The sequence below is a fragment of the Nonomuraea salmonea genome (assembly GCF_042428605.1).
Classification (GTDB): Bacteria; Actinomycetota; Actinomycetes; order Streptosporangiales; family Streptosporangiaceae; genus Nonomuraea; species Nonomuraea salmonea.
The window spans coordinates 445,002-469,145 of sequence record NZ_JBHMCF010000046.1; the positions used below are offsets into that span (position 1 = coordinate 445,002).

At 71.1% G+C, this 24,144-nt stretch carries 19 protein-coding genes; 9 read left to right on the forward strand and 10 right to left on the reverse strand.

Going from position 1 to position 24,144, the window contains the following annotated elements; genetic code table 11:
* Positions 1 to 21 precede the first annotated feature (21 nt).
* A complete protein-coding gene (locus ACFFR3_RS42435) occupies positions 22 to 2,931 on the reverse strand; it encodes an AfsR/SARP family transcriptional regulator (RefSeq protein WP_364381780.1) in 2,910 nt (969 codons plus the stop codon).
* Between the two features lie 235 nt (positions 2,932 to 3,166).
* Positions 3,167 to 9,850 carry a polymorphic toxin-type HINT domain-containing protein gene (locus ACFFR3_RS42440; protein WP_379484981.1) on the reverse strand — a complete coding sequence of 2,228 codons (6,684 nt, stop codon included), beginning with the start codon at positions 9,848 to 9,850 and terminating at the stop codon, positions 3,167 to 3,169.
* Positions 9,851 to 10,114: 264 nt separating this feature from the next.
* Here ACFFR3_RS42440 and ACFFR3_RS42445 point away from each other — a divergent pair, with 264 nt between their 5' ends.
* Positions 10,115 to 10,921, forward strand: coding sequence for an SAM-dependent methyltransferase (locus ACFFR3_RS42445; protein WP_345404941.1), 807 nt, complete (start codon positions 10,115 to 10,117; stop codon positions 10,919 to 10,921).
* Between the two features lie 47 nt (positions 10,922 to 10,968).
* Here the strand turns inward: ACFFR3_RS42445 and ACFFR3_RS42450 are convergent, their stop codons facing one another.
* From ACFFR3_RS42450 to ACFFR3_RS42460, 3 genes are all read right to left on the reverse strand, one after another.
* The gene (locus tag ACFFR3_RS42450) at positions 10,969 to 11,877 is read right to left on the reverse strand and encodes a Sco1979 family transcriptional regulator (protein ID WP_345404944.1); all 909 of its coding nucleotides are present in this window, start codon (positions 11,875 to 11,877) and stop codon (positions 10,969 to 10,971) included.
* Between the two features lie 106 nt (positions 11,878 to 11,983).
* Entirely contained in the window at positions 11,984 to 12,709 is a 726-nt protein-coding gene (locus tag ACFFR3_RS42455; RefSeq protein ID WP_379484982.1) for an ABC transporter permease, read from the reverse strand.
* 97 nt (positions 12,710 to 12,806) lie between these two features.
* Entirely contained in the window at positions 12,807 to 13,493 is a 687-nt protein-coding gene (locus ACFFR3_RS42460) for an ABC transporter ATP-binding protein (RefSeq protein WP_379484983.1), read from the reverse strand.
* A 417-nt stretch (positions 13,494 to 13,910) separates the two neighbouring features.
* Here ACFFR3_RS42460 and ACFFR3_RS42465 point away from each other — a divergent pair, with 417 nt between their 5' ends.
* The 4 genes from ACFFR3_RS42465 to ACFFR3_RS42480 all read left to right on the forward strand — a co-directional run bounded on the left by ACFFR3_RS42465 (position 13,911) and on the right by ACFFR3_RS42480 (position 18,353).
* A complete protein-coding gene (locus tag ACFFR3_RS42465) occupies positions 13,911 to 14,969 on the forward strand; it encodes a sensor histidine kinase (protein WP_345404953.1) in 1,059 nt (352 codons plus the stop codon).
* 130 nt (positions 14,970 to 15,099) lie between these two features.
* Positions 15,100 to 15,720: a response regulator gene (locus ACFFR3_RS42470; RefSeq protein ID WP_379484984.1), complete on the forward strand. Its 621-nt coding sequence runs from the start codon at positions 15,100 to 15,102 to the stop codon at positions 15,718 to 15,720.
* 188 nt (positions 15,721 to 15,908) lie between these two features.
* Complete coding sequence (locus ACFFR3_RS42475; protein WP_345404959.1) at positions 15,909 to 16,241, forward strand: hypothetical protein; 333 nt, start codon at positions 15,909 to 15,911, stop codon at positions 16,239 to 16,241.
* Between the two features lie 384 nt (positions 16,242 to 16,625).
* Complete coding sequence (locus tag ACFFR3_RS42480) at positions 16,626 to 18,353, forward strand: hypothetical protein (protein WP_379484985.1); 1,728 nt, start codon at positions 16,626 to 16,628, stop codon at positions 18,351 to 18,353.
* A gap of 6 nt (positions 18,354 to 18,359) precedes the next feature.
* On the opposite strand, the gene ACFFR3_RS42485 is transcribed toward ACFFR3_RS42480, so the two are convergent.
* Complete coding sequence (locus ACFFR3_RS42485) at positions 18,360 to 18,869, reverse strand: winged helix-turn-helix transcriptional regulator (protein WP_364381804.1); 510 nt, start codon at positions 18,867 to 18,869, stop codon at positions 18,360 to 18,362.
* A gap of 80 nt (positions 18,870 to 18,949) precedes the next feature.
* Between ACFFR3_RS42485 and ACFFR3_RS42490 the strand changes: the two genes are divergently transcribed.
* Positions 18,950 to 19,384 (forward strand): tautomerase family protein, encoded by a 435-nt coding sequence (locus ACFFR3_RS42490; RefSeq protein ID WP_379484986.1) that lies wholly within the window; start codon positions 18,950 to 18,952, stop codon positions 19,382 to 19,384.
* A 554-nt stretch (positions 19,385 to 19,938) separates the two neighbouring features.
* The gene (locus tag ACFFR3_RS42495) at positions 19,939 to 20,178 is read left to right on the forward strand and encodes a hypothetical protein (RefSeq protein WP_345404974.1); all 240 of its coding nucleotides are present in this window, start codon (positions 19,939 to 19,941) and stop codon (positions 20,176 to 20,178) included.
* A 59-nt stretch (positions 20,179 to 20,237) separates the two neighbouring features.
* Here ACFFR3_RS42495 and ACFFR3_RS42500 read toward each other — a convergent pair whose 3' ends face one another.
* The gene (locus ACFFR3_RS42500) at positions 20,238 to 20,390 is read right to left on the reverse strand and encodes a hypothetical protein (RefSeq protein WP_345404977.1); all 153 of its coding nucleotides are present in this window, start codon (positions 20,388 to 20,390) and stop codon (positions 20,238 to 20,240) included.
* Positions 20,391 to 20,424: 34 nt separating this feature from the next.
* On the opposite strand from ACFFR3_RS42500, the gene ACFFR3_RS42505 reads away from it, so the two are divergent.
* Positions 20,425 to 20,682 carry a hypothetical protein gene (locus tag ACFFR3_RS42505; RefSeq protein WP_345404980.1) on the forward strand — a complete coding sequence of 86 codons (258 nt, stop codon included), beginning with the start codon at positions 20,425 to 20,427 and terminating at the stop codon, positions 20,680 to 20,682.
* On the opposite strand, the gene ACFFR3_RS42510 is transcribed toward ACFFR3_RS42505, so the two are convergent.
* The gene (locus ACFFR3_RS42510) at positions 20,645 to 21,982 is read right to left on the reverse strand and encodes an MFS transporter (RefSeq protein ID WP_379484987.1); all 1,338 of its coding nucleotides are present in this window, start codon (positions 21,980 to 21,982) and stop codon (positions 20,645 to 20,647) included. The two genes, ACFFR3_RS42505 and ACFFR3_RS42510, sit on opposite strands and share 38 nt — an antisense overlap.
* Before the next feature lie 110 nt (positions 21,983 to 22,092).
* On the opposite strand from ACFFR3_RS42510, the gene ACFFR3_RS42515 reads away from it, so the two are divergent.
* On the forward strand, positions 22,093 to 22,632 hold the full coding sequence (locus ACFFR3_RS42515) for a YciI family protein (protein ID WP_345404992.1): 540 nt from the start codon (positions 22,093 to 22,095) through the stop codon (positions 22,630 to 22,632).
* A gap of 2 nt (positions 22,633 to 22,634) precedes the next feature.
* On the opposite strand, the gene ACFFR3_RS42520 is transcribed toward ACFFR3_RS42515, so the two are convergent.
* On the reverse strand, positions 22,635 to 23,093 hold the full coding sequence (locus ACFFR3_RS42520; protein ID WP_364381819.1) for a dihydrofolate reductase: 459 nt from the start codon (positions 23,091 to 23,093) through the stop codon (positions 22,635 to 22,637).
* The gene (locus tag ACFFR3_RS42525; RefSeq protein WP_345404995.1) at positions 23,090 to 23,887 is read right to left on the reverse strand and encodes a thymidylate synthase; all 798 of its coding nucleotides are present in this window, start codon (positions 23,885 to 23,887) and stop codon (positions 23,090 to 23,092) included. Before ACFFR3_RS42525 ends, ACFFR3_RS42520 begins: the two co-directional genes overlap by 4 nt.
* Positions 23,888 to 24,144: the final 257 nt, after the last annotated feature.

Consider the following 24,144-nt stretch of genomic DNA (forward strand, 5'->3'; position numbering starts at 1 on the left):
CGGGCGGCCACGAAACCGTGCTCAGTGCGGATCCGCCTGCCGCTCGCCGAGCGCCTGGAGCGCCTTTCCTGCCCGGTCCCGCCACACCGGCATGTCCAAGGCGGCGAACTCGGCCCGCGCCGCCGCGAGCAGGCCGAGGGCGCGCTCGTGCTCGGCCCGCTCGGTGGCGAGCAGCCCTGCCGCCAGGCGGGCGCGGGCCGTCACGTACGGCTCGCCGACCTCGGTGGCCAGCGCGAGCGCCGCGTCCAGCAGGTCACCCGCCGCCGGCAGGTCGCCGGCCATCAGCTTGGCCTCGCCGCTGCCGAGCAGGCCGTGGGCCTCGCCGATGAGGTCGCCGTTGGCGCGGGCCGTCGCGGTGACCTCCCGGTAGGCGGCCTCGGCCGCCGCGGCGTGCCCTTCGCCGAGGTGCATCGCCCCCGTGCGGTTGAGGATCTGCGCCGCTCCGCGCTGGTCGCGCAGTTCCCGGTACATCGCCAGCGCCTGGGCGAGCAGTGGCGCCGCCGTGGCGGTCCGCCCCTGATCGATGTGGATCTGCGCGATGCTGCCGAGCACGTGCGCCTCGGCGTGCCGGTCACCCACCTCGCGCAGCATCGCCAGCGCCCGCCGGTAGCGGCCCAGCGCCGTATCGGGAGCCCCGCTCATCCGGTCGATCAGCGCCGCGTTGCGCAGGGCCAGCGCCTGCCCGTGCCGGTCGCCCACCGCCGCGAAGAGGTCGACGGCGGCGTCCAGATGCGGCTTGGCGGCGGCGTAACGCTGGCGGAAGAGATCGAGGGAACCCAGCGAATGACGCATCGCGGCCTCGCCCCGCACGTCGCCCGCGTGCATGGCCACCGCCAGCGCGGTCTCCGAGGTGCGTTCCCAATCCTCGAAGTGGCACTGCGCCTCGAAGAGGGTGACCGCGGTCAGCGCCAGGTCCCAGCAGGTCTCGCTGAGGTCCAGCCGGGCGGCCTGGTCGACGGCCGCGAGCAGCCCGAGCCGTTCGCTGCGCAGCCAGCCCGCGGGGTCGGCCAGCAGCCGGTCGAGGGTCGCCGCGTCCAGATCCCAGCGCGGCGCGTCGCCGTGCAGCACGGTGTAGTCGCCGCCGTACTGCCTCCGGTGCGCCTGCTCCGCCAGTGCCAGGTAGGAGCCGAGCAGCCGGATCGTCGCCGCGTCGCCCTCGCCTTCCGGCTCGTCGGCCGCCAGCCGTTCTTTGGCGTGCAGGCGGACGAGGTCGTGCAGGCGGTAGCGGGGCTCGCCGATGCCGTCGACGCCCGCGTACTCCACGAGCTGGGCGTCGAGCAGGCGTTCCAGGATCCCCCCGGCGGCCCTGACGTCGACGCCGAGCAGGGCCGCCGCGCTCCAGCACGCGAAGACCGGCGTGTCCAGCAGCGCCAGCCGGCGAAGGAGCGTCCGGCCCGGCTCGTCCAGGCCGGAGTAGCCGAGCGCCAGGCTCGCCCGCACCGACAGCGGCCCGTGGGTGAGCTCGTCCAGTCGGTGATGCTCGATGGCGAGCCGTTCCACGAGCCGGCCGATCGACCAGTGGGGGCGGGCCGCCAGCCGGGCGCCGGCGATGCGCAGGGCCAGCGGCAGCCGCCCGCACAGCGCAGCGAGCCGGTCGGCGCCGTCCGCGTCGGCGTCCGCGAAGGGACGGCCGGTGATCGTGCTGAGCAGCCGGACGGCCTCGTCCTCGCCCAGCACCCCCAGGGCGAGCCGGTACGCCCCCGGCAGCGCGGTCAGTGCCGCCCTGCTCGTGATCAGCACGGCGCACCCGGCGCCGGCCGGGATCAGCGGCTCCACCTGCCCTTCGTCGGCGGCGTCGTCGAGGACCACCAGCACGCGCTTTCCCGACAGCCGCGCCCGGTAGACCTCGGCCCGCTCGTCCGTGCTCTCCGGGATCGAGGCGCCGCTCACGCCCAGGGCGCGCAGGAACCTGGCGAGCGCGTCGTGCGGCGGCACCGGCCGCGCGCCCGCCCCGCGCAGGTTGATGTAGAGCTGGCCGTCGGGGAAGGACGCCAGGTGGTCGTGGGCGGCCCTGACGGCCAGCGCGCTCTTGCCGACACCCGGCATGCCGGAGATGACGCAGGGCACGGGCGGCCCGGCGCGCCGCCCGGCCAGGATCTCGCTCAGCCGGTCCAGCTCCGCCTCCCGCCCGGTCAGGTCAGGCACCGCGGGCGGGAGCAGGCCCGGCGCCTCGGCCGGGCGGCGTGGCGGGCCGATCTCGGCGTCGCCGCGCAGGATGGCCTGTTCGAGGCCGCGGAGTTGTGGGCCCGGCTCGACACCGAGCTCGCGGACCAGCACCGCCCTGGTGCGCCGGTACACCTCCAGCGCCTCCTTGCGCTGCCCCGAGTGGTGCAGCGCCGTCATGAGACGGGCGGCCACGGGTTCGTCGAGCGGGTCCTCGGCGAGCAGCGCCGCCGCCTCGGGCACGATCTCGGCGTGCCGGCCGAGCGCCATCTCCGCGTCCATGCGCGCGGTGAGCGCCTGCCGGCGCTGCCGTTCGAGGAGCGCCGCGGCGTCGGCGAGCGCGCCCACCTCGGTGAGCCCGGAGAACGCCGGCCCGCGCCACAGCGCGAGCGCCCGCCCGAGCAGGTCGGCCGCGCCGGCGGCGTCGTGCCGCCGCAGCGCGGACTGCCCGTGCTCGGCGAGGTCGGTGAAGTGCCAGGCGTCCACCTCCTGGACCTGCGCACGCAGCCGGTAGCCGGAGCGGTCGAGCACGACACGGCCGGGGTCCCCGAGCGTCCTGCGTAACCGGTGCACGAGCACCTGCAGGTTCTTGCCGGTGGCCGGTCCCGCCCGTTCCGGCCATAACTCATCGATCAGGGTCTCGGTCGTGACCGCGCGTCCCGCGCGGCAGACGAGCAGCGCCAGCAGTTGCTCCTGGCGCCGGGACGCGACGGGCACCGCCTGCCCGCCGTCGAGCACCTGCACCGTCCCCAGCACCCTGAATTCCATCGCGGCTCCTTCTCCGAACCGGCCGGCGGACGTCCTGACCGAGGGCTGCGGGCGGGCGCCCGCCCGCAGCCCTCCTCAGCATGAACGCACGGGTCGCTCCGGGGCGCCGGTGATCGCCGGGAACCGCCCTGTTCGATACAGGGTTGATACACAGCGGAGTCCTGCCCACACGGTCTCGACACGCCGACACGGCGGCCGGTGGCGTCACGCCACCGGCCGCCGGCCTACCGGGAGCTCACCAGCGGATGGAGTTGAAGATGTCGACGAGGATCTCCATCCAATCCTTCGCGTTGTTCACCCGATCCGCCAAGCCCTGCGCCTCCCTGTTCGGATCACGCCCGTACTTCGACGGCTGGCCGTAGAGGATCTCGTAGGTGACCTTGACCGAGATCCTGGTCGCGAGCGGGATCGGGGGCTCATGGTGGCGGCCCTTGTAGGCACGGTTCTTCGAGCGCGCGCCGTCCGGGTCGCGGTGCTTGCCCCGGACGAACCGGTGCTTGCCCTCGTGGCCGCCGCGCCAGCAGTTGTGCACCAGGACGTGGTCGTCGGCGGCGGCCACGTAGTACGTGTGCACGCCGTCGACCGTCAGGTTGTGCACGCGCTGCCGTTCGGTGTACGCCCGCAGGGCGGTGATCGCGAGCGACCGCCCCTCGGGCGTGCGGACCGTGTCCCCGACCCGCAGGTCGGCCGCGTCCACCCACTGTCCCCGCGAGTCCACCCAGAAGGGATGACCGTCGGTCGCGGTCACCATCCCGGTCTCGCCGCCGGTGTCCACGCTGACGTCGACCAGGTGCTTGGCGCCGTCGCCGACGATGGTGGCGGTGACGGTCCGCGTGCTCGTCTCGCCGGTACGCGGGTCCGTGGCGACCACCTCGTCACCCGGCCGAACCTGCTCGATGGGGACGCGGGACCCGTCCGCCATCAGGACCGTCGTGCCGGGCACGAAGCTGTTACGCGTGGGGCAGGTGCCGCCCCGGCCGCGCGTCGGCGGCAGCTTGACGATGTCGCCGCCGGGCACCAGGCGATTCTTGCCGTCACCCGCCGCGCCGCCCGCCGGTGGCCGCTTGGTCGCCTTCGACGCCTCCTGGGCCTTCTTCCACTTGGCCAGATCGTCCTGGTACTTCGCGAGTGCCTCCGCGGCCTCCTCCGCCTCCCCTTGGACCCGGCGCGCCCACTTCAGCCGCTCCCGCCAGCGCAGGACGGCGCGCGCCGCCTTGTAGGCGGCCTTCAGGGCCTTGCCGATCTTGACGGCGGGCACCAGACCCGCGATGGCCATGGCGCAGGAGCCGAGGTTGCCCTGCAGGCAGTCGCGGACATCGGTGTAGCCGATGAGATCCTTGATGATCTCGCCGCCCGCCTCGATCGCGACGTCGGTCCAGGACTTGTTGATCGTCTTCTTGGCCTCGTCCTGGTCCTTCTGGCTGGGACCGCCGGGTGGCGGCGGAGGAGGTGGCGTGGACCCGCCGGAGCCACTGCCCGAGCCGCCGCCCTGGCCACCGCCGGGTGGACCGTCCTGGCAGTCCCCCGGATTGTGGCCGCACAGGTCGGCACGGCCCGAAGGGTCGGTGTAGGTGACGGGGCTGTTGTCGCTGTAGGCGTAGCCGTTCAGGTTCTGCGGGTCGTCCGGCTCCAGCAGCGGGTCGACGGAGACGAACCGGCCGATCGAGGCGTCGTACTCGCGTGCCCCGATGTGGGTGAGCCCGGTCGGGTCGGAGGTGCCGCCGATGAAGCCGCGTTCCGATGGCCACGAAGTCGGCGCGGTGCCGCGGGGGTTGCCGAACGGGTCGAAGTGCCGCCGGGTGACCTCCAAGGTCTCGGCGTCGATGGCGAGCCGGCCCGTGCCGTTGTGGTCCCCCACCACCCAGGTGAGCGCGCGTCCGGTCCGCACCGCGACCGGCTCGTCGCCGTGCGCGTAGAACCGGGTCGCCGTGGGCGACGTGGCGTTCTTCGCCAGCCGCACCTCCATCCCCGCCAGATAGAGCGTCGTGCCGGCCGGGTCGCGCCGGATCAGCCGGTTGCCGTCGGCGTCGTAGAGGAACGACGTGGTGCCGCCCGCCTCGACGACCTTGGCCAGGTTGCCCTCGGTGTCCCACTCCAGCCGCTGCTCGGCCGAACCCAGCTTGCGCAGGATGGTGTTCCCGGAGGCGTCGTACGCGTAGCTGTCCAGCCGGCCGCCGTCCGGGCCGGTGGTGGTCACCTGCCGCAGCCCGTGCGGCTGCGGCTGTGTGGCCTCGGGATAGGTGTAGGTGCTGGTGGTGCCCCCACCCGCGGCGTGCCGGGTCTCGGTCAGCCTGTTGCCGCTGCGGTCGTAGGTGTAGGAGTGCCAGTACGGCGCCGGCCCGCCCACGACGGCCAGGCCAGGCGGGGCCGCGCACCCGTCCGTGGCCGACCACGCCCCGGTCAGCCGGCGCAGGTAGTCATAGGTGAAGCACTGGACGTCCGAGGCCGCGTTCGCGACCGGCGGCGTGTCGGCGATCCCGGTGATGTTGCCGGCCGGATCGTAGGAGTACCTGACGTCCGCCTGCCGGACCTGGCCGGCGGTCTCCCGATCGACGATGTGCCGCAGCAGCCGCCGGGTGCCCACCTCATAGGTGTAGTCGTGCAGCACCTGCGAGCCCTCGGCGCCCCAGCGGACCTGGAGCTGCTCGCCGTGCCTGCTGTACAGCGTGTCGTTGACGTATGTGGCCAGGCTGGAGCGGGTCTGCACCGGCAGGCCGAGCGCCGTGTACGTGGTGCGGACGGTCTCCTCCGGCAGATCGCCCGCGGCCGGGTACTTCACCGACCGGACCGTGCCGTCGTCGTTGTAGCGCGGCTCCACGGTGTAACTGCCCGCCAACCCGCCCTCCGAGGACGGGATCACCTGCGTGATGGACGTCGGACGGTACCGCTCGTCGTAGGCGTCTACCCGGGTCACGTAGGACTGGCCGCCCGAGTGCCGTACGGACGAGACCGGCATGCCCTTCACCGAGGTGCCGTCGGGCAGCGTGTCGTAGGTCCACTCGGTGAGCTTCGCCCCGGACGACGAGCCCTCGTGCGTGGCGACTTGCCGGTCCAGCCGGTCATAGACGAAGGCGAGCGTACGCCCGCGGGCATCGGTCGTGCTGGTGGTCCGGCCGAGCACGTCATAGCCGAAGGTGGTGGTGCCCCGGTCCGGGTCCTCCAGCTTCGTCACCCGGTTACGCAGGTCGTAATGGGTACGCCAGACGCTGCCCTGCGCGTCGGTGACGCTCGCTTCCAGGCCGTTGCGGTCGTAGGTGTAGCGGGTGGCGTCGTGGTCGCCGGTCGGCGACTGGCCCTTGTACTGGCGCAGCTCCACCGTACGGCCCTGGGCGTCGAGCAGGCTCGTCATCGGCGTCGCGCCCGCGGGCGGGTCCATGTCGACGCGATCGGGGAAGTGGGTGGTCGTGGTGCGCCACTTCTCCTGGCCCAGCACCATGAGCGCCTCGGCGCTCTGCCGGCCCATCGCGTCGTACTCGTAGACGGTCTGCGCGGGCACCGCGCTGTCGGCCACGCCGAGGATCGCCGTGGCGGGCGGGCCGGTGCTCGCATAGAGATCGTTCTTCTTGGCCACCTGACCGAGGGTGTTGTACACGGTGTCGCCCAGCAGCCAGTCGCCGCCGTGGCCGGGCAGCTGTGTCTGGCGCAACCGCATCAGGCCGTCGTACAGCTCGTGGCCGACGGTGTGGCCGCCGTCCGGGCGTAACGTCCTGGTGGTGACGACGACGGGCCCGTCGGTCCGCACCTGGTAGGAGAACTCGCCGCTGGGGCTCTGGCTGCTCGCGCGGCCCGGCAGCCAGACCTTCGCCAGCCGGCCCAGCGGATCGTAGGCCAGCTCGGTGCGGCGGCCGTTCGGGTCCTCCTCGGCCGTCATGGCTCCCCACTCCGGCTTCAGCCACGTCGTCGTGACGTGCCCCAGCGGGTTGGTGGTGGCCACGCTCGTGACCGGGCCGCCGGTCGCCGGAGTGTAGGCGGTGCCGGTCTTCCTGCCCGTCGCGTCCACGCTCTCGGTCAGCCGGCCGTACTGGTCGTAGGCGGTGCGGGAGACGGGGACGTACACCGGCTGCCCGTCGGCGTAGTGGTCCAGCTCCTCCACCTGGGTCTGGTCGCCCTTGGCCGGCGCCGCCCCGTACGCCCCTCCGTCGTAGGACATGCGGGCGTCCCCGACCACGTCGTCGGGTCGCCGGGGTGTCTGCGAGCAGGTCACCGCGACGGTCTCGATGCGGCTCGGCAGGTGCAGGATCCATGCCGAGGTGTTGCGGGCGTAGGTGTAGCGGGTGCACCGGTCGTCGGCGGCGGTGCCGGTGTCGCCCAGGTCCTCGACCTGCGTGACCGCGCCGGTCGAGTCGTACGAACGCCGGGTCTCCATCAGCCGCAGGCCACCGGTGCTCAGCTTCGCGCGGCTGCGCACCTTGGCGGTGTCCAGCAGGTACGCCTCGTCGCCGCCGCCCTCGGCGGTCGGGCCGGACAGCCACGGGTCGTTGATCGTGCCGGACTGCTCCTGGCCGCCCGGCCCCAGCAGGTACCGTGTCTCGCGCTCGAAGCCCTGGAGCCGCCAGTGGTCCTGCACCCTCGTGCCCTGGGAGTCGGTGACGTACGCGGTGCGCGTGCCGGTCGGCTGCTTGTCGCCGTGCAGACCGCGGAAGAACAGGTGCTCGGTCGCGATCCGCCGGTCAGGCTCCTCACCCCGCGTCACCTGAACCCGCTCGTAGCCGCGCCACTGCGACCACGTGCGCCGCTCCGCCGGTACGAGTTCCTGATCGTCGTAGGCCCAGGCGGCTCCGTCCGGCGGGTAGGCGTAGTCGCTGCGCACCGTGACGGAACCCCCGGTCAGGTCGGACTCCAGCACCTGTACGGCGACGTACTTGTGGAACCAGTCGAGATAGGGGTCGCTCGCCCCTTCCGGAGCCCAATGCGTGGGGAAGCACCGCTTGGTGTTGGCGTGCGGCTGGGGCGTGGCCCCGCGGGCGCACTCCGGCTTGGAGTAGTTGACGGTGAGCCGCCCGCCGCTCTCGTTGTTCACGCTCAGGACGCGCCACTTCATCATCGGCGCTATGCCCTCACGCCCGTCCACCCGGTTGGGCATCTCCACCCCGTCGAAGTCGACGGCCGGCATGGACTGCGTGCCGCCCACGTGCCCGGTGTGCTGGATCTTCGCCAGCCACAGCGCGGCGCTCATGCCGTCGCCGGGCTTGGGGAAGGTGTGCGTCAGCGTCCAGGAGTCGACGTCCTTGTACGCGCCGCCGTCGAGCACCTGCGTGGTCACCTTGGCCAGCCGCTTGCGCGTGAAGAAGGTCGGCGAGTAGTTCTCGCAGTCCTCGCCCGCCAGGCAGATCTGGTCGGCGGGCACGTCCGGCCAGTGCTTGGCGTTGCCCGCCGTCAGCTTGTCGGGGGCGCAGTCGAAGCTCGAGGTCGGCAGGCAGCGTTCCGCCACGTGCGCGTTGACCCGGGCGGTCGCCTGAGTGGTGTACACCTGGCCGGCGCGCTGCCCGTACTCGATGCGCTCCAGATGGCCGCCCGCCACGTACGGCGTCTCGTCGGCCTTCTCGACGTTGCGCCCGTAGTGGTTGATCTCCTGGGCGTAGAAGTAGCTCAGGGTGTTGCCGTGCGTGTCGATGACGTGGTCGAGGTTCCACCGGTACGCCTGCTGGCACCAGGACCCCTCATAGGTCGACGCGTGGCACGGCTCCTTGTCGTCGTCCCCGTACACCGGCATCGTCCACGCCGACTTCGTCTCCCGCTTGCCGCTGGTCCAGCCGGGGAGCCGGTTCACGCCGAAGAAGTACTGCATGCCCTCGGCCGTGGTGATCTTCCAGTGCTCTCCGTCGTTGTCGCCGTTCGTCGCGCCGGTGAGCTTCTGCACCCGGGAGCCGTCGTCGAGCTTGGGCTTCCACGTACCGGTCTTGGAGTCGCGGACCAGCTCGGTGGACCTGCCGCCGAGCATCAGGACCGCGTTGTCGCCGCCCCAGCACTGCTCGCCGTTCTTCGGCGTGACACCGTCGTCGTTGCACGACTTGTACCGGCGCTCGACGAAGCCGCCCGGTGTGAAGTCGAACCCCTCGCCGGCCCAGCCCGGCTGGTTGTTGGTGGAGACGGTACGCCCGTCCACGCCGCCTGACGAATAACTGAGGGCCAGCTGCGGGGTGGGGCCGCCCAGCGACGGCGGCGTGCGCAGCGGGTAGGACCAGGCGAAGTCACCGGTCTGAGTGCTGACCTGCCACTTGGCGGTGGGTGACAGCGAACTCGCGGTGAAGGTGCCCGTGCTGCCCGACGGCGCCGCGAGCACCGCGTACAGGCCGCCGCCCGAGCCCGCGGGCGCGGCGGAGACCTCGGCCCTCAGAGTGCCCGCCGTGACGTCGTTCGCCGTCTCCAAGGGCGTGGGCGCAGGGCAGTCCGCCGCGCCCTGCGCCAGACCGCAGGCGGGCAACTCCGCCAGGCGGAGCCGCGCCGCCCAGTCACCGCCGTAGGCGTGCCGGAAAGCGGAGTAGTCGAACTCCAACGTCAGCGGCGCCCCCGTCGGCCCGCCGTCCGATCGGGTCACCCGCAGCGGCACCAGCGGATCCTCGCCGGGGCGATCGAGCAGCTCCACCCGGACCTGGGCCGGAGCCGTGCCGTCCTCCGCCGGCCCTACCCGCACCGGCATGCCGGACACCTGCGACAGCGCGGCTCCCGTACGCGCCGGAGCGGTGTCCATCGTCGCCGACCGGGGCCAGACCACCTCGGGCGGCTCCTTGAGCGCGCTCTTGTCCGCCAGGTCCGATGGCCGCTCCCCTACGGGGATCGGCTCGCTCGCCACGATCAGGTCGCGCTGCGGCTCCGGCGGCTCCCAGCGGTCGGCGTACGACGGTGTCGTCATGGCCGGCAGACCCGCGAGCGCGAGGACCGATAAGGTGACGATCGCCATCCGGCGTCGTGCTGCCATACCCATGGAGAGCCTCCTGCGGCGCCGCTGTCCGGTGCCGGAGGCCCGCATCGGAGGTGGGCGCAGCGCCCGCTCGATGTCCACCCCGGCAGAAGTCGATCGCCACCGGCCGCTTCACCGTAGGAAGGCGCGGTTTCACGGCGGTTACTCCTGAGCCTGCGAAAACCCGCTCCTGCGAGGCCGTCGCTTCCTTCCGCGCCTGACCGCTTGGTAGAACAGGCAAATGCCCGCAAGACGGCACCCCACCCCGACAAGGAGCAGCCCGTGACCGACGACTCCCCGCTCAGCCGGATCGACACCAGCCGACCCAGCCAGGCCAGAGCGTGGAACTACTGGTTAGGCGGCAAGCACTACTACCCGGCCGACAAAGAGCTGGCCGACATGCTCGAGCAGCACTATCCCGGCATGCAGGAGATCGCGGTGCACACCCGGGCGTTCCTGCGGCGCGCGGTCCGTCACCTGGCGGAGGAGGAGGGCATCCGCCAGTTCCTCGACATCGGCACCGGCCTGCCCACCGAGGACAACACCCACGAGGTGGCGCAGCGCGTCGACCCGGCCAGCCGCATCGTCTACGTCGACAACGACCCCGTCGTCCTGCTGCACGCCCGCGCCCTGCTGACCAGCCACCCCGACGGCAGCTGCGACTACCTGGAGGCCGACGTCCGCGACCCCGACGACATCCTCACCCGCGCGGCCCGCACCCTCGACTTCACCCGCCCGACCGCGGTCATGCTGCTCGGCGTCCTCGGCACCGTACGCGACGACGCCGCCGCCCACGCGCTGATCCAGCGCTACATGGACGTCCTGCCCTCCGGCAGCTACCTGATGGTCGAGGACGGCACCAAGACGGTCAAGCCGGAAGCGGCGGCCGAGGCCGAGCAGTTGCGCGACGACGGCCACGTCTACAGCTACGAACTACGCACACCCGAGCGGATCGAACGCTTCTTCGCCGGCCTGCACCTGATCGAGCCCGGCGTGGTGTCGGTATCACAGTGGCGCTCGGAGGAGGAGCCGGTCAGCGGCCTGCCCGAGCCGGTGGACGCGTACTGCGGCGTGGCTCGCAAACCCTAGCGGGCGCACACCGCCGGCGCCGGCCGCCCGTTGGCCTCGACCGCCGCTCAGCCCGTCTTCGTGGCGGCGAGCTCCCGCAGCAAGCCGGCGGTCTGCTCGGGTGGCAGCGCCGCCAGGCCCAGTTCGTCCATCAGGGCGTGGTAGGGCAGCACGTCGGCGCTCTTGGTCAGGTATTGGGCCGTGGTGAGCTGCTCGATGTAGACGACGTCGGGCAGCTGCTGCTGCGGGAAGCGCAGGATCGTCACCGGGCCGAGCCCGCCGGCGCAGTCGCTGGAGGTGAACGGCAGCACCTGGAGGGTGACGTGCGGCAACTCGCTCATCTTCGCCAGGTGCTCCCACTGGGCACGCATGATCTCCTCGCCGGCGACGCGGCGGTGCAGCGCGGCCTCGTCCAGCACCACCCAGAGCCGCGCGGGATCGTCCCTGGTCAGGACGCGCCGGCGGCGCATCCGCAACGCCACCCGCTGCTCGACGCTGTAACTCCCGGCGTTCTTCGCGCCCTGGGTGATGACCGCCCGCGCGTAGTCCTCGGTCTGCAGCAGGCCGGGCACCAGCTGCACCTCGTAGGCGCGGATGAGGCAGGCGTCCTGCTCCAGCCCCAGGAAGGGCTCGAACCAGTCGGGGATCGCCTCGCGGTACTCCTGCCACCAGCTCGGCGCGTTGGCCTGCTCGACCAGCGCGAGCAGGCTGGCCCGCGCGCCGTCGTCGGTGACGCCGTAAAGGGTCAGCAGGTCGGCCACGTCACGCGCCTTGAACCCGGTGCGCCCGGCCTCCATGCGGCTGATCTTCGAGTTGGACCCACGGATGAGGAACGCGGCCTCCTCGCGGCTGACCCCCTGCGCCTCCCGCAGCCGCCGCAACTGGGCCCCGATCAGGGCCCGCAGGGTCGTCGGTGCGGACCAGAGCCCGCTGCCGTCAGAGACGTCGTTCAGGTCGCTCATGTCAGCAGCAGGCATCCATGCTCCTCGGTTCCGGGACCCTCGCCGCACTCCATCCTGGCACGAACCCACGCGCGTGAGCCCGCTGATTCTCGCAAGAAGATCGGCCGCGTCGTCCGTCTGATCAGGTGATGTCGCGGCGAAGCGTGACGAGCCGGGCGATCACCACGATGACCGCCACATACCCGGCGAACACCACCGCCCCGCCCCACGCGGGCAGTAACGTCGCCGTCTCGATCGGCAGCGAGCCTACGGCCCTGGCGGCCCCCGTCGGAAGCCAGGGATAGACGCCGGGGGTCAGCCAGCCCAGGAAGTAGTCGCCGTACGTGAAGATCATGGCCGCCAGGAAGACCGCCGCGACCTGGCTCCTGACCAGTACGGCCAGCGCCACCCCGAACACCGCGTACCCGGCCGTCGCGAGCACCCCGCCCACGAGCGCCGGTGGCACGTCCGCGCTCCACACCGGCAGCCCCTTGACGGCCAGCAGCGCCACTCCCGCCGCGACCGTCGCCACCGCCGACGCCAGCGCCACCAGCAGGCCGATGAGACCGTACGCCGCCAGCTTCGCCGTCACCACCGGCCCCCGCCGCGGTGTGACGAGAAAGGACCAGGCGATGGTCTGATGCCGGAACTCGCCGGACATGCCCAGGATGCCGAGAATCAGGGTGAAGACGTACGCCTGCTGCGCCATGGCGTACACGCCGACCGGCGCCGGCGCCTCGTCCGGCGGCGACAGCATGACGATGAGCACCGCCCACGCCACGCAGAAGACGGGCGCGATCGCGGCGAGGATCCACGTGACGCGATTGGCGCCGGCCTTGACCAACTCCGCACGGACGAGCCGAGCCATCGGACCACCTCCGGTCAGAGCTGGGCGAGCCATGGTGCCTAAGCGGGTCATCGGACCACCTCCGGTAGAGCTGGGTGGGGCAAGCGGCCCGGCCGGGTCATCCGGCCACCTCCAGGTAGAGCTCCTCCAGGCTCGCCGCTTCCGGCATCGGACCGCTCCACCGCAGCCGGCCGGCCGCGATGATCACCACGTGGTCGGCGATCTGCTCGACCTCGGCGAGCACGTGCGTGGAGACCAGCACGCCGTGACCGTCCATCGCGTACGCCCGCAGGAACCCCCGCAACCAGCGCATGCCGGCCGGGTCGAGCCCGTTGGCCGGCTCGTCCAGGATCAGCAGCCCGGGGTCGCCCAGCAGCGCGGTCGCCAGCGCGAGCCGCTGCCGCATGCCCAGCGAGAACCCCCGCACCCTTCTGCCTCCGGCACCGTCGAGGCCGGTGAGATCGAGCACCTCCCCGACCCGCGCCTCGTCGATCCCGGCCGCGATCGCCAAGGCCCGCAGATGCGCCTCGGCGGTGAGTCCGGGATGGAAGGCGGTGGCTTCCAGCACCGCACCGACCTGCCGCAACGGCTGCTCCAGCGCGCGGTATGGCCGCCCGCCGACCGTCACACGCCCGGTGTCCGGCGTGACCAGGCCGAGGATCATCCGCAGCGTGGTCGTCTTGCCTGCCCCGTTGGGGCCGAGAAAGGCGGTGATGGCTCCGGGAGGAGTGGCAAAGGACAGGTCGTCGACGGCCACGACCTTCCCGAACGACTTCCTCACGTGCTCGACACTGATCGTTGTCACGGGTTCAGCTTCCGGCAACGGCCCTGCCCGGCGCATCGGAGCACGGGTGGAACCCACTTCAACCCGTGGGTTGATGACCCGAGCCCGGCGCCCGGCTACCGTGACCTCGTGGCCACGCCCAGCCCTCCAGGCCCTCGCAACACCCCAGGCCCGGCACCCGCCGACGCCTCCGCCAGTCCGGCGCTTGGCGACGTCCCCGCTTGTCCAGCGTCCATGGCTACCGCCGGTTCGGCGCCCAGCGATGCCGTCCATTCCGCGTCCGGCGATGCGGCGGGGTTGGCCGGCGGTGCCGCTCATGCGGCGTCCGGCGGTGGTGCTCGTCCCGTGTTCGACGATGCCGCCACCCGCTCGGCGGCTCGCGTCCTCTCCGTGTTGCGTTCGCTCCTTCCTGCGCGGCCACTGACACGTGTCCTTGCCGTGCTGCTCGTGCTCTACCTCGCCTACGGGCCGGTCAGCATCGTCGTCACGCGCCCCACCGTGGCGGCCGCTCTGCTTGTGCTGCCGGTGGCGGTCGGTGCGCTCGGCGCCTGCCTGTGGGCGCTGGCCGGACGTGACCAGCGGCGCAACGCCTGGCTGCTGCTGGTCACCATCGCCGGCGCGTTCGCCATGAACCTGATCGAGCCCTACACCGGCATCGCCCTCTGCTTCGTCACCATTTTCACCGCCGCGTTCCGCACCCGGCCGCGCGCTGCGATGGCGCTGACCACGTTGGTGCTCGTCGGCATGCCGCTCACCACGTACGTGATGGTCCGGGAAGCGGGCACGGCCTGGGGGCTGGCGGCGGGGAGCGCCTACAGTGCGGTGTTCGCGTTCCTGCTCGCCAGTCAGATCGCCACAAAGCGGCAGGCCGCCGAGGTGGCCGAGGCGCGGGCGCGCGAGGCGGTGCTGTCGGAGCGGGCCCGGCTGGCCCGCGAGGTGCACGACATCCTGGCCCACGCCCAATCGGCGCAGATCGTGCACCTGGAGAGCGTACGCATGCTGCTGAAACAGGGCGGTGACCGGGCCACCGCGCTCGACCGCGTCGACAAGGCCGTCGGGCTCGCGCGGGCGAGCCTGGAGGAGACCCGCAGAGCGCTCGACACGTTGCGCGGCGACGACCTGCCGCTGCGGGAGCGGCTCGAACGGCTGGCCGCGGAGTTCCGCGCCGCCACGGGGAGGGAGTGCGCGGTGTCGATCGACGACCGCGCGTTAGCGGCGGGCGCGGAGGCCCGGCTGGCCATCGCCCGTACGGCGCAGGAGGCGCTGACCAACATCCGCAAGCACGCACCCGGGGCCACGGCCGAGCTGCGATTGCGCCGCGTGGACCGCTGGAACGAGCTGGAGGTGCGCGACCACGGCGGCCACCCCGCCCCGCCCGCGACGCCCGGCGGCTACGGCCTCATCGGCATGCGCGAACGCGCGGCGCTCATCGGCGGCACCTTGGAGACGTGCACCGACCCGGACGGCTTCACCGTGCTGCTGCGGGTGCCGGGATGAGGGCGGCGACGCGGCGGGGCTGCGGCTGCGTCAGGAGGTCCTCGGTCGCAGGCTGGAGGGCGGTGGCACGGCTACACGTCGAGGGGCCCAGCAGACTCCCGGCTGACGGCAAGGGAATGGTGGACCAGTGGTGAGCGTGCGTGTGCTCGTCGTGGACGATCAGACCGTCGTACGTGAGGGGCTGGTGCTGCTGCTCGGGCTCGTACCTGGCGTTGAGGTCGTCGGTACGGCCGGTGACGGTCTGCAGGCGGTCCGTCTGGCGGCCCAGTTGCGTCCCGACGTGGTGCTGATGGACCTGCGCATGCCGCTCCTCGACGGCGTCGAGGCGACCCGACGTATCCGCACCGCTCATCCCGGGACCGACGTCGTGGTGCTGTCCACCTACTCCGACGACGAGCTGGTGTTCGCGGCCCTTCGTGCGGGTGCCCGCGGTTACCTCACCAAGGACACCGACGCCGAATCCCTGGCCCAGGCCGTGACCGGCCCCGTCCCCTTGCCGAGCGCGCAATGCACCCGTCCGCCGGTCGAGCCCGCCCCCGCGTCCCTTCCCGACGGGCTCACTCAGCGCGAGGCCGGGGTGCTGGAGCTGATCGCGGAAGGCTGCTCCAACGCCGAGATCGCCGCCCGCCTGGTCATCTCGGAGGCGACCGTGAAGACCCACATCAACAACCTGTTCGCGAAGATCGGGGCACGAGACCGCGCCCAGGCGGTCACGTACGCCTTCCGCAACGGCCTGGCCCCCCGCACCTGAACCCCCTTCCGGCTCGGAACTCCGCGCCGATCAGATCGTTCTTCGCAGTGGTGACAGAAGGAGCAGGGGGGCAGGTGGACCTGGTTGAAGCGGCGCCGCCAGCCGGTCACCCGCTGACGCGTACGGCCGCCCCTCACACTACGGCCCCGATCCGCCTCCGCGCGGTTTTGTCGGTCGTGATCGTTAGGGTGACGACCGACCTGAAGGAGGCGAGGGTTGTGGGCCGTGACGCGGATACCTGGCGGCTGTTCTGCGGCGACGAGTTGTGCGGTGAGATCACCGTCGACGACGTGGACTGGCCCTGGACCTATGGCGTCTTCGTGGCCACCCCGGTGTTCGCCAAGGTCAAGCCGCTTTTCGAGCGGGAGCTGGGCCTCCTGGAGGAGATCGGCGAAGACTCGCAGGCGTGGGAGGCGGCATACGACGAGGTGGCGGCGGCGGCAAGCCTGGTGTCACCACGCGGCCCTGTCGCCGAGTTCCTGCTGCACATCGAAGGCGACCGAGCCTGGTTCCGAACGTAGACCCTGATCGAAGAACGGCGGCCACGGGCTCGTTCACAAAAGACCGCACAACGTTCAGAGCGTCGAGCCCGCATTGATGTCTTAACGCGATTTCGAGTGCACTGCCGGTGTAAGGCGTGGGATGCGGAGTTCGGCCAGTATCATGGCCGCGCTTTGCGGATCGCCGGCTGAGTGTGCAGGTTATACCCAGGGCGAGGGAAGCGTACTGGCCGTCGGAATGGCCATGAAAGAGTGCAAGATCTCGAAGATGTATCGAATTCGAGTGATAAGGGTTGCTCGTTTCGTTGGGGCGATTTTTGGGTTACCGGGCCGCTAAACTCCCGTTCCGTGTCCAAAGATCATTTATGGCGAAATATCAGGATCGGATTAGTAAGTCTGCTCCTTGTGGCCACGGTCGTCGGCCTGATGCGCGGCGAGTTCTGGCTCTGGACGGCCGTCGTCTGGTCGCCACCGTCTTTTGTCCCGTACGTCCAGCCCGAGCCGTACGGCACCGTGACCATCGTGACGTTGCTCGTCGCCGCTGCGATCAAGGCCCTGTTCCTGTGGCTGATCCTGCGTGCCCCCAGGCCGGGACCGCTGAGCGGCCGGGAGAGGGCGCTGCGCAGGCTGCTCTACCTGGCGGTGGCGTACAGCCTCATCCTGTGGTGGCCGTTCGCGGTGCTGCCCGACGAGGTCGCCGCGGTCGTTCAGCTCATCATGTGGGGCGCGATCGACGTCCTCCTCCTGCTCGTCATCCGCTGGCGGTCGCGCGTGCTGCGAGCGGCGGCCGGGGTGATGTTCGCGATCCAGATCCTGGTGATGGTGGAGGATCTGCTCGACGAACTCGACATCTGGGAGTTCGGCTGGAACGACGTCGCCTGGTGGATCTACATCGCGGTCTGTGCCGCGGCGACCGTTCTCACGGTCGTCGGGCAGTGGCGTGACGGCCGGTGGAGTCGCGGCACCCTGATCGCGGGCTGGTTGTCGTTGATCTCCTTCGCGTTCGACTTCCCGATCATCACCTTCTTCGAGCCGCCCACCAGCGCCTGGCTGGCGTCGATGGTCGTCAGCCACGTGCTGGGACTCCTCGGCGTCGTGTGGAACGCCGCGACCGCGCGGGAGATGCCCGTCGCGGCCGGTCATCCGGTGGCCGCGTCCTCGCGGCGGCGGTGGGGGTGGGGGCATCGCGTCGCGCTGGCGGCCGTGGTCGTTCTGCCGATGGTCGTGGTGATCCAGCCCGAGCAGAACGCGCGCCACACCTTCGGCGGCGGGTCGCCGGACTGCTACAGCCGGCCCAGCTTCGGCGACCTCAAGCCCGAGGAACGCGAGCCGGTCTTCCTGTGCCTGGCGCGCAACAGGGATTTCGGGCAGCCGCCCATGTTCCCTGACAGCCTGCCGGACCAGGCGGTCCTCGCGTATGGGCGGGCGCTGTGCCGGGCGAAGGACCGTACCGAGAAGGAGGCGCTCCTGCGGCAGGCCGGGAGCGCGCGGGCCGCCTGGGGCGTCGACGATTGGGACCTTGTCTACGTCTGCCCCGAGATCGTCGCGAAAAGCCAGCCCCACCTGCTGCGCTCCTCCGAGCAGATGAAGGCGGACGAGCGCGACCACATCGCCGAGAAGAACGCCAGATGCCGCGACCCGTGGCCCCGGACCAAGGGCGTCGTCCAGGCCACGGCCAACTATTTCCTGTTCGTCGACGGCGATCCCGGCTACGTGGTCACCGACGCCGCCGACCATGGAGTGATGGACGAGGACGTGATGGGCGAGCTCTACAAGAAGGGCAACGAGACCGGGCTCGGGGTCACCCCCGGGACGGTGCTCGTCGGGCACGTCGCGGACGTCAGCGACGTGTGCATCACCGTGAAGGCGTTCCGCAAGGCGCCGCCGCCACGGACCGCCGGGTGGTACTCGGTGCACGAGGTTCCGATCACCAGCCGCAGCGGCACGCTCAAGGTTCCGGAGATGGACGGAGGAGAGGTGGGCGCGGGCGCGCCGATGCCGAACCTCGCGATCAGGGGCAAGGGCCGCTACCGGCTGCGGGTATACGTACGGGTGACCAAAAGCGAAGAGGAGGAGCACCTGGTCGTCGTGTTCCCCGGAAGATCGAGGAAGCAGCTCGCCCTCAAGTCGTGATCGCGGTCATCCGTCCTGAGACGTGAGGCCGCCGCGGCGGGCCAGCACGCGTGTCCCCGGTCCGGAGGCGGCGCCCGGACCGGGCAGCGCCGTCACCTCGGCGGTGCGCGCCGGCTTCCCGCAGGCCGAGCAGCAGACCTGCGGCGTGAACTGAGCGCCGCACTCGTCGTGCACCAGGAGCACCGGCGGGCCGCCCGCCGGCGTCGCCCACTTGTCGCCCCACGCCATGAGCGCCATCAGCACGGGCACGAGGTCGTGGCCGGCCTCCGTGAGGTGGTATTCGTGCCGCAACGGCCGTTCCTGGTACGCCCGGCGTTCCACGATGCCCCCTTCGACCAGCGTCTCGAGCCGGCGGGTGAGCAGGTTGCGGGCGATGCCGAGGTTCTCCGCGAGGTCGTCGAACCGGTGCAGCCCGAGGAAGAGGTCGCGCACGATCAGCGGGGTCCACCACTCGCCGACGCGTTCCAGGGACTGGCCGATCGAGCAGTGCATCTCAGCGAAGCTGGTCCGTTGCATGCCCACAGTGTAGTGGGTTGTGTCATTAAACCCACTGTCGTACGGTGAGCGGACCAGTGGGTTTAATGAAAGGACTTACTATGCCGTTCGTGGAGCTGTTCGTTCCCAAGGGCTCGCTCGACGAGGAGAGCCACGAGGCCATCGGCGGCCGGCTGGTGTCGGAGGTGATGCTCGCCGAGGGCGCCCCGGACACCGAGGTCGCCAGGTCCATCTCGTGGCTGGTGGTCAACGAGATCGACGCCTGGTTCGTGGGCGGCCGGAGGGTGCCGGCCGGGGAGCAGCCCAGGTACGTGGTCAGGGTCGGTGTCCCGGCCGGTTCGATGGATGACGGCAAGCGCCGCGACATCGTACGGCGCGTCACCCGGGTCCTCGCGGACGCCGACCCCCACCCGGAAAGGTTCGCCGGGCCCACCGCCGCCTGGGTGCACATCAACGAGGTCCCCGAGGGCAACTGGGGAGCCGCAGGGGAGGTCGTCCGGATCGAGGACATCGTCGCCCTGGTGACCGCACCCTAGCCGCCGGAGCCCCCGCTGTCCTGCGGGGCGGCTCAGCGGCAGCAGATCCAGTCGTAAGGTCTTCTTCAGGTTGTCACGGCAAGATTGCGCGGATGGGAACCATCGGCCCTGCTACTTCCATCCCATCTAGGGAAGGTGCGAGGAACCCGCCACCGGATTCTCGTACGTACCAGCGAAGTCGCAGGGGAGGTCACCGAATCGAGGTGCAAGCAACGGGCCGCGCGCAAGCCCCCCACGGCGGCACGACCGCCGGCGATCGCGGCGCGCCCGACCGATCCCTTCCATGGCCGGGGGAGTGGCCACCCCCCGGCACCGTCGCCCGCGCAGGCGTACGGTCGTCCGGCATTTCCCGAGCGTCCCGAGGCCGGGCACGACACGAGCGTGCCCGGTGCACCCACCGACGACGGGGGTATCGCGTTCGACCCGGACCTCTTGCCCGCACGCAGGCAGGGGAGCGTGACCCGCTCCGCCGCCGCGTCCACCACGACGACGAGGAAGACAATCACATGCATCCTGAGGCGTTAACCCGACGCGCGCGCCGCCACGGATGGAAGGTGGCGTCCGGCGCCGGTCCCGTGGTCGCCGTCGAGCGCCACCACTGGCGCATGAGAGTCACCTTCACCGGAACGGCCCCGCAGACGGCCAGCATCATCGGCCCCGACCTCGAGGAGAGCCGGCCCGTCAATCTCCGCCTGATCAACACGTTGCTGCGGGCGAGCCCGGCCGAGATCGCCGAGCACGCCGCGGAGGCGATCATCGGCGGCCGCCAGGACGGTGATCGGGCACGCACGTGACGGATCCGCCAGGGGGGTGACCGGGGCCGGACGGCCCCGCACCCGTCCCGCCACAGAACTTACGCGATCATGTCCTTGAGCTGCGCACGCAGCTCCGGCCAGGCGTCGCCGAGTATGGTGCGGCCGCGGGCGAGCACGTCGAGGCGCTCAAGGTACGCACGTCCCGGCACGGCGTCGTCCAGGGCCCTGGCCGCCCAGTAGCGGCGCGACACCGGGTGGTCCTCCGGGAGGATCGCGCCGTCGTCCGTGCGCCTGGCGTCGGACAGCCGGGCCAGGAACGGCGTCAGGTCGGCCGCCGAGCCGCCCGCCGAGCCGCCCGGCGACGGCCTCGACCGTCAGGGAGCCGGTGATCGGCTGGGCGACGGTCCAGCAGGTGGCCTGAGCGAGATGGGAGCGATGCTGGAGGAACTCGGCATAACGCCGCTGGATTTCAGCGATCAGGACGGCGGTATGGCCGCCCCGGCAATCAAGGCAGGCTCGGCTCGGGGTTCGCCGGTCGCGTGATGCGGTGGCTGAGCCGCCGGTACGGGCGGCTGCGCAGGGCCACGGCGGTGGCGATCAGGCCGATGACCCCGACCGCCATGAAGATGAGGGCGAGACCGCGGTCGGTGCCCGTGCCGAACCAGTCGCCGATCGTCCGGGCGCCCGCGCCGTCCGTCATGAACGGGATGACGACGAACTGGGCGATCGGGGAGATCAGGAACGCGGTCAGCGGGGACGCGGCCTGCTCCACGCTCTGCGCGAACCCGAAGACCCGCCCTTGCCGCTCATAGGGGACCACTTTCTGCAGGATCGTCTGCTCCGCGGCCTCCGCGTACGGGACGAGCAGCATGTAGGCGTACATCCCGACGGCCAGCAGCACGATCGACGACCGCAGCGGGAACAGCAGCGTGACCCCCCACAGGACGAGGTTGACGAGCAGCAGCACCTTCACCGGGTTGCGGCCCAGACCGGTCCGCGAGACGAGCAGCCCGCCGACGATGAACCCGGTGCTCAGCACACCCCACAGCAGCCCCCACACCTGCACGGGCACCAGCGACAGCCCGTAAGGGTCCATCAGCGCCATGAAGACGCCGCCGAGGAAGTTGTTGAAGGCGGAGAACAGGATGAGGGCCGTCAGCCCCGGCACCTCCCCGACCAGCCGCATCGTGCCGCGAAGATCCACCGACCGCTTCGGCGCGTCCTCCGGGACCTCCCGGTGTTCCGGTACGCGGACGACGGCCAGGTGCAGCAGGGCCACCGTGAGCACCGCCAGGCTCAGGACGAGCACCCAGTACATACCGCCGATCGCCACCAGCGCCCCGCTGAACACCGACGTCACCAGGAAACTCACCCCCGTCGAGCTGCCGACCAGCCCGTTGGCGCGATCCCGGCCCTCCTCGGGAACCAGCAGGGTGACCAGGGTCGGCAGCGCGATCGTCCTGATGTTGCCCACGATGACGCCGACCATCAGCAGCACGACCATCACCCACAGGACGACACTGCCCGGATCGGTGAAGGTCTCCTCAGGCACCGCCAGGTAGATGCCCAGCGCCCCCGCGTACAGCAGGAGCGAGGCCAGCGCCGACGCCTGCATCATCGTCTTCTTCGCATGGTGATCGACCAGGCTGCCGAACCAGATGCCGGATAAAGCGGTCATCACGAGAAAGATGCCGGAGATCACGCCGGTGGCGAAGACCGACCGCGTCTGCAGGTAAACGTAAAAGGTGATCGCGAACCACGCCGTGCTGTTGACCACCGATACCAGCACGGTGTTGCCCAGCAGCTGGTAGAAGGTCCTGCGATCTCCAGGAATGACGCTCACGAGTGTCGCCTCCCGTACTTTCTTCAGTGATGTCCTCGGACGTTGAGACCCGTCGGAGCGGGATGACTCATCGCAGGACGCCGCCCGTAGGGACGATAATCGAGCGCGACATGGAATTCTTCTGCTATCACCGTGACCGCCCCGGCTCCGCGACCCTCCGTGAGAAGCTCGTGGAGAAGCATTGGTCCTATATGGACGGCTACGCGACACAGCTGATCGCCCGCGGCCCCACGCTCGACGGCGGGACGGCCACCGGCAGCGTCCACATCGTCGACCTGCCCGACCCCGCCGCCGCGCGGGCGTTCGCCTTCGACGAGCCCAACTACCAGGCCGGCGTCTACCGCGACGTGATGGTGCGCCGCTGGCGCAACCTGCTGGGCCGTACGATGTGGGACTTCCCGGGAGGCCGCGAGGGCGGCAACCGGTACCTCGTGATCGGCCTCGGCGCGGGCGAGGCCGAGGAGCCGCCGCCCGGCCGGTCGGACGACCTGATCGCCTACGGGCCGCTGCTGTCCGACGACGGCGGCACCTGGCTGGGCACGGCGGCCCTGATCCGGGCGACGGACCGCGACGCGGCCCGCACGCTCCTCGACGCGGACCGGTACGCCGACGTCGAGGTCCACGCCTGGCAGTTCGGCGGACGACGCTAGGCTCAGCCCCAGGTCAGGAACCGGTAGTGCAGGCCGGTCGACGACTCCTGCCACGCCCCCACGTAGTCGGGCGCGCGGCCCACGTCCGGCGCGTGCGTGTCCCCTTCGAAGGGCTCCCGGATCTCGGTGACCACGATGCGGTCGGCCAGGGGCAGCGCCGCCCGGTAGACGGCCGCGCCGCCGATCACCCACACCTCCCCTGACGCCGCGGTGAGAGCCTCCTTCAGGTCGGTGAAGGTGTCCACGCCCTCCTGCGGGGTGCGTGACAGCACGAGGTTGCGCCTGCCCGGCAGCGGCCGGAACCGCGGCGGCAGCGACTCCCACGTGCGGCGGCCCATGAGCACGGTCGCCCCCGAGGTCAGGGTGCGGAAGTGCTTCAGGTCCTCCGGCAGGTGCCACGGCATCGTGCCCTCGCGGCCGATGACGCCGTTGGCCGACTGCGCCCAGACCAGCCCGATCACACCGCCACCGGTGCCTTGATGGCGGGGTGCGGGTCGTAGCCGTAGAGGGCGATGTGCTCGTAGGTGTAGTCGAACAGGGTGTCCGCCGGCTTCAGGCTCAGCGTGGGGAACGGCCGCGCCTCGCGTGCGAGCTGCGTACGGACCTGCTCCTCGTGGTTGTCGTAGATGTGGCAGTCGCCGCCGGTCCAGATGAAGTCACCGACGCCGAGCCCCACCTGGTCGGCGATCATGTGCGTCAGCAGGGCGTAGCTCGCGATGTTGAACGGCACGCCGAGGAACAGGTCCGCGCTGCGCTGGTAGAGCTGACAGGACAGCTTGTCGTCGGCGACGTAGAACTGGAAGAACGCGTGGCAGGGCGGCAGCGCCATCTGCGGGATGTCGGCGACGTTCCACGCGGAGACGATGATGCGCCGGGAGTCGGGATTGTCGCGCAGCGTCCGCAGCACGTCGCTGATCTGGTCGATGTGCCCGCCGTCGGGGGTCGGCCACGACCGCCACTGCACGCCGTAGATCGGGCCGAGCTCACCGTCCGCCCTGGCCCACTCGTCCCAGATCGTGACGCCGTTGTCCTGCAGCCACTTGACGTTCCCGTCGCCGCGCAGGAACCACAGCAGCTCGTACGCGATTGACCGGAAGTGCACCTTCTTCGTCGTGACCAGCGGAAAGCCGTCGGACAGCCGGTAGCGCAACTGGTGACCGAAGATCGACCGCGTCCCGGTGCCTGTGCGGTCGTTCTTACGGGCGCCCGTGTCGAGCACGTGGCGGAGCAGATCTTCGTACTGGGTGTCCGGCATGCCGGCAAGCCTAACGAAGCGGCCCGAGCCTGCCACAAGGGGAAGGGCATCTCTAGGCCAAGGACGACGGCTGCAGGATCCTCGTCGCTCTCAGGATCGAGGAGGAGCTCCGCCGTCAGCGCCACCCGATCATCTCGGGTGTCCGGCCCCAGCCAGGCCCACAGCGGTGGCCGGCCCGCGCAGTCGATGCCGCGCCGCGCCATCTCCGCCACCATCGCCTCGTACGCGGGACGGTACGGAGGGCTCAGCAGCCTGGC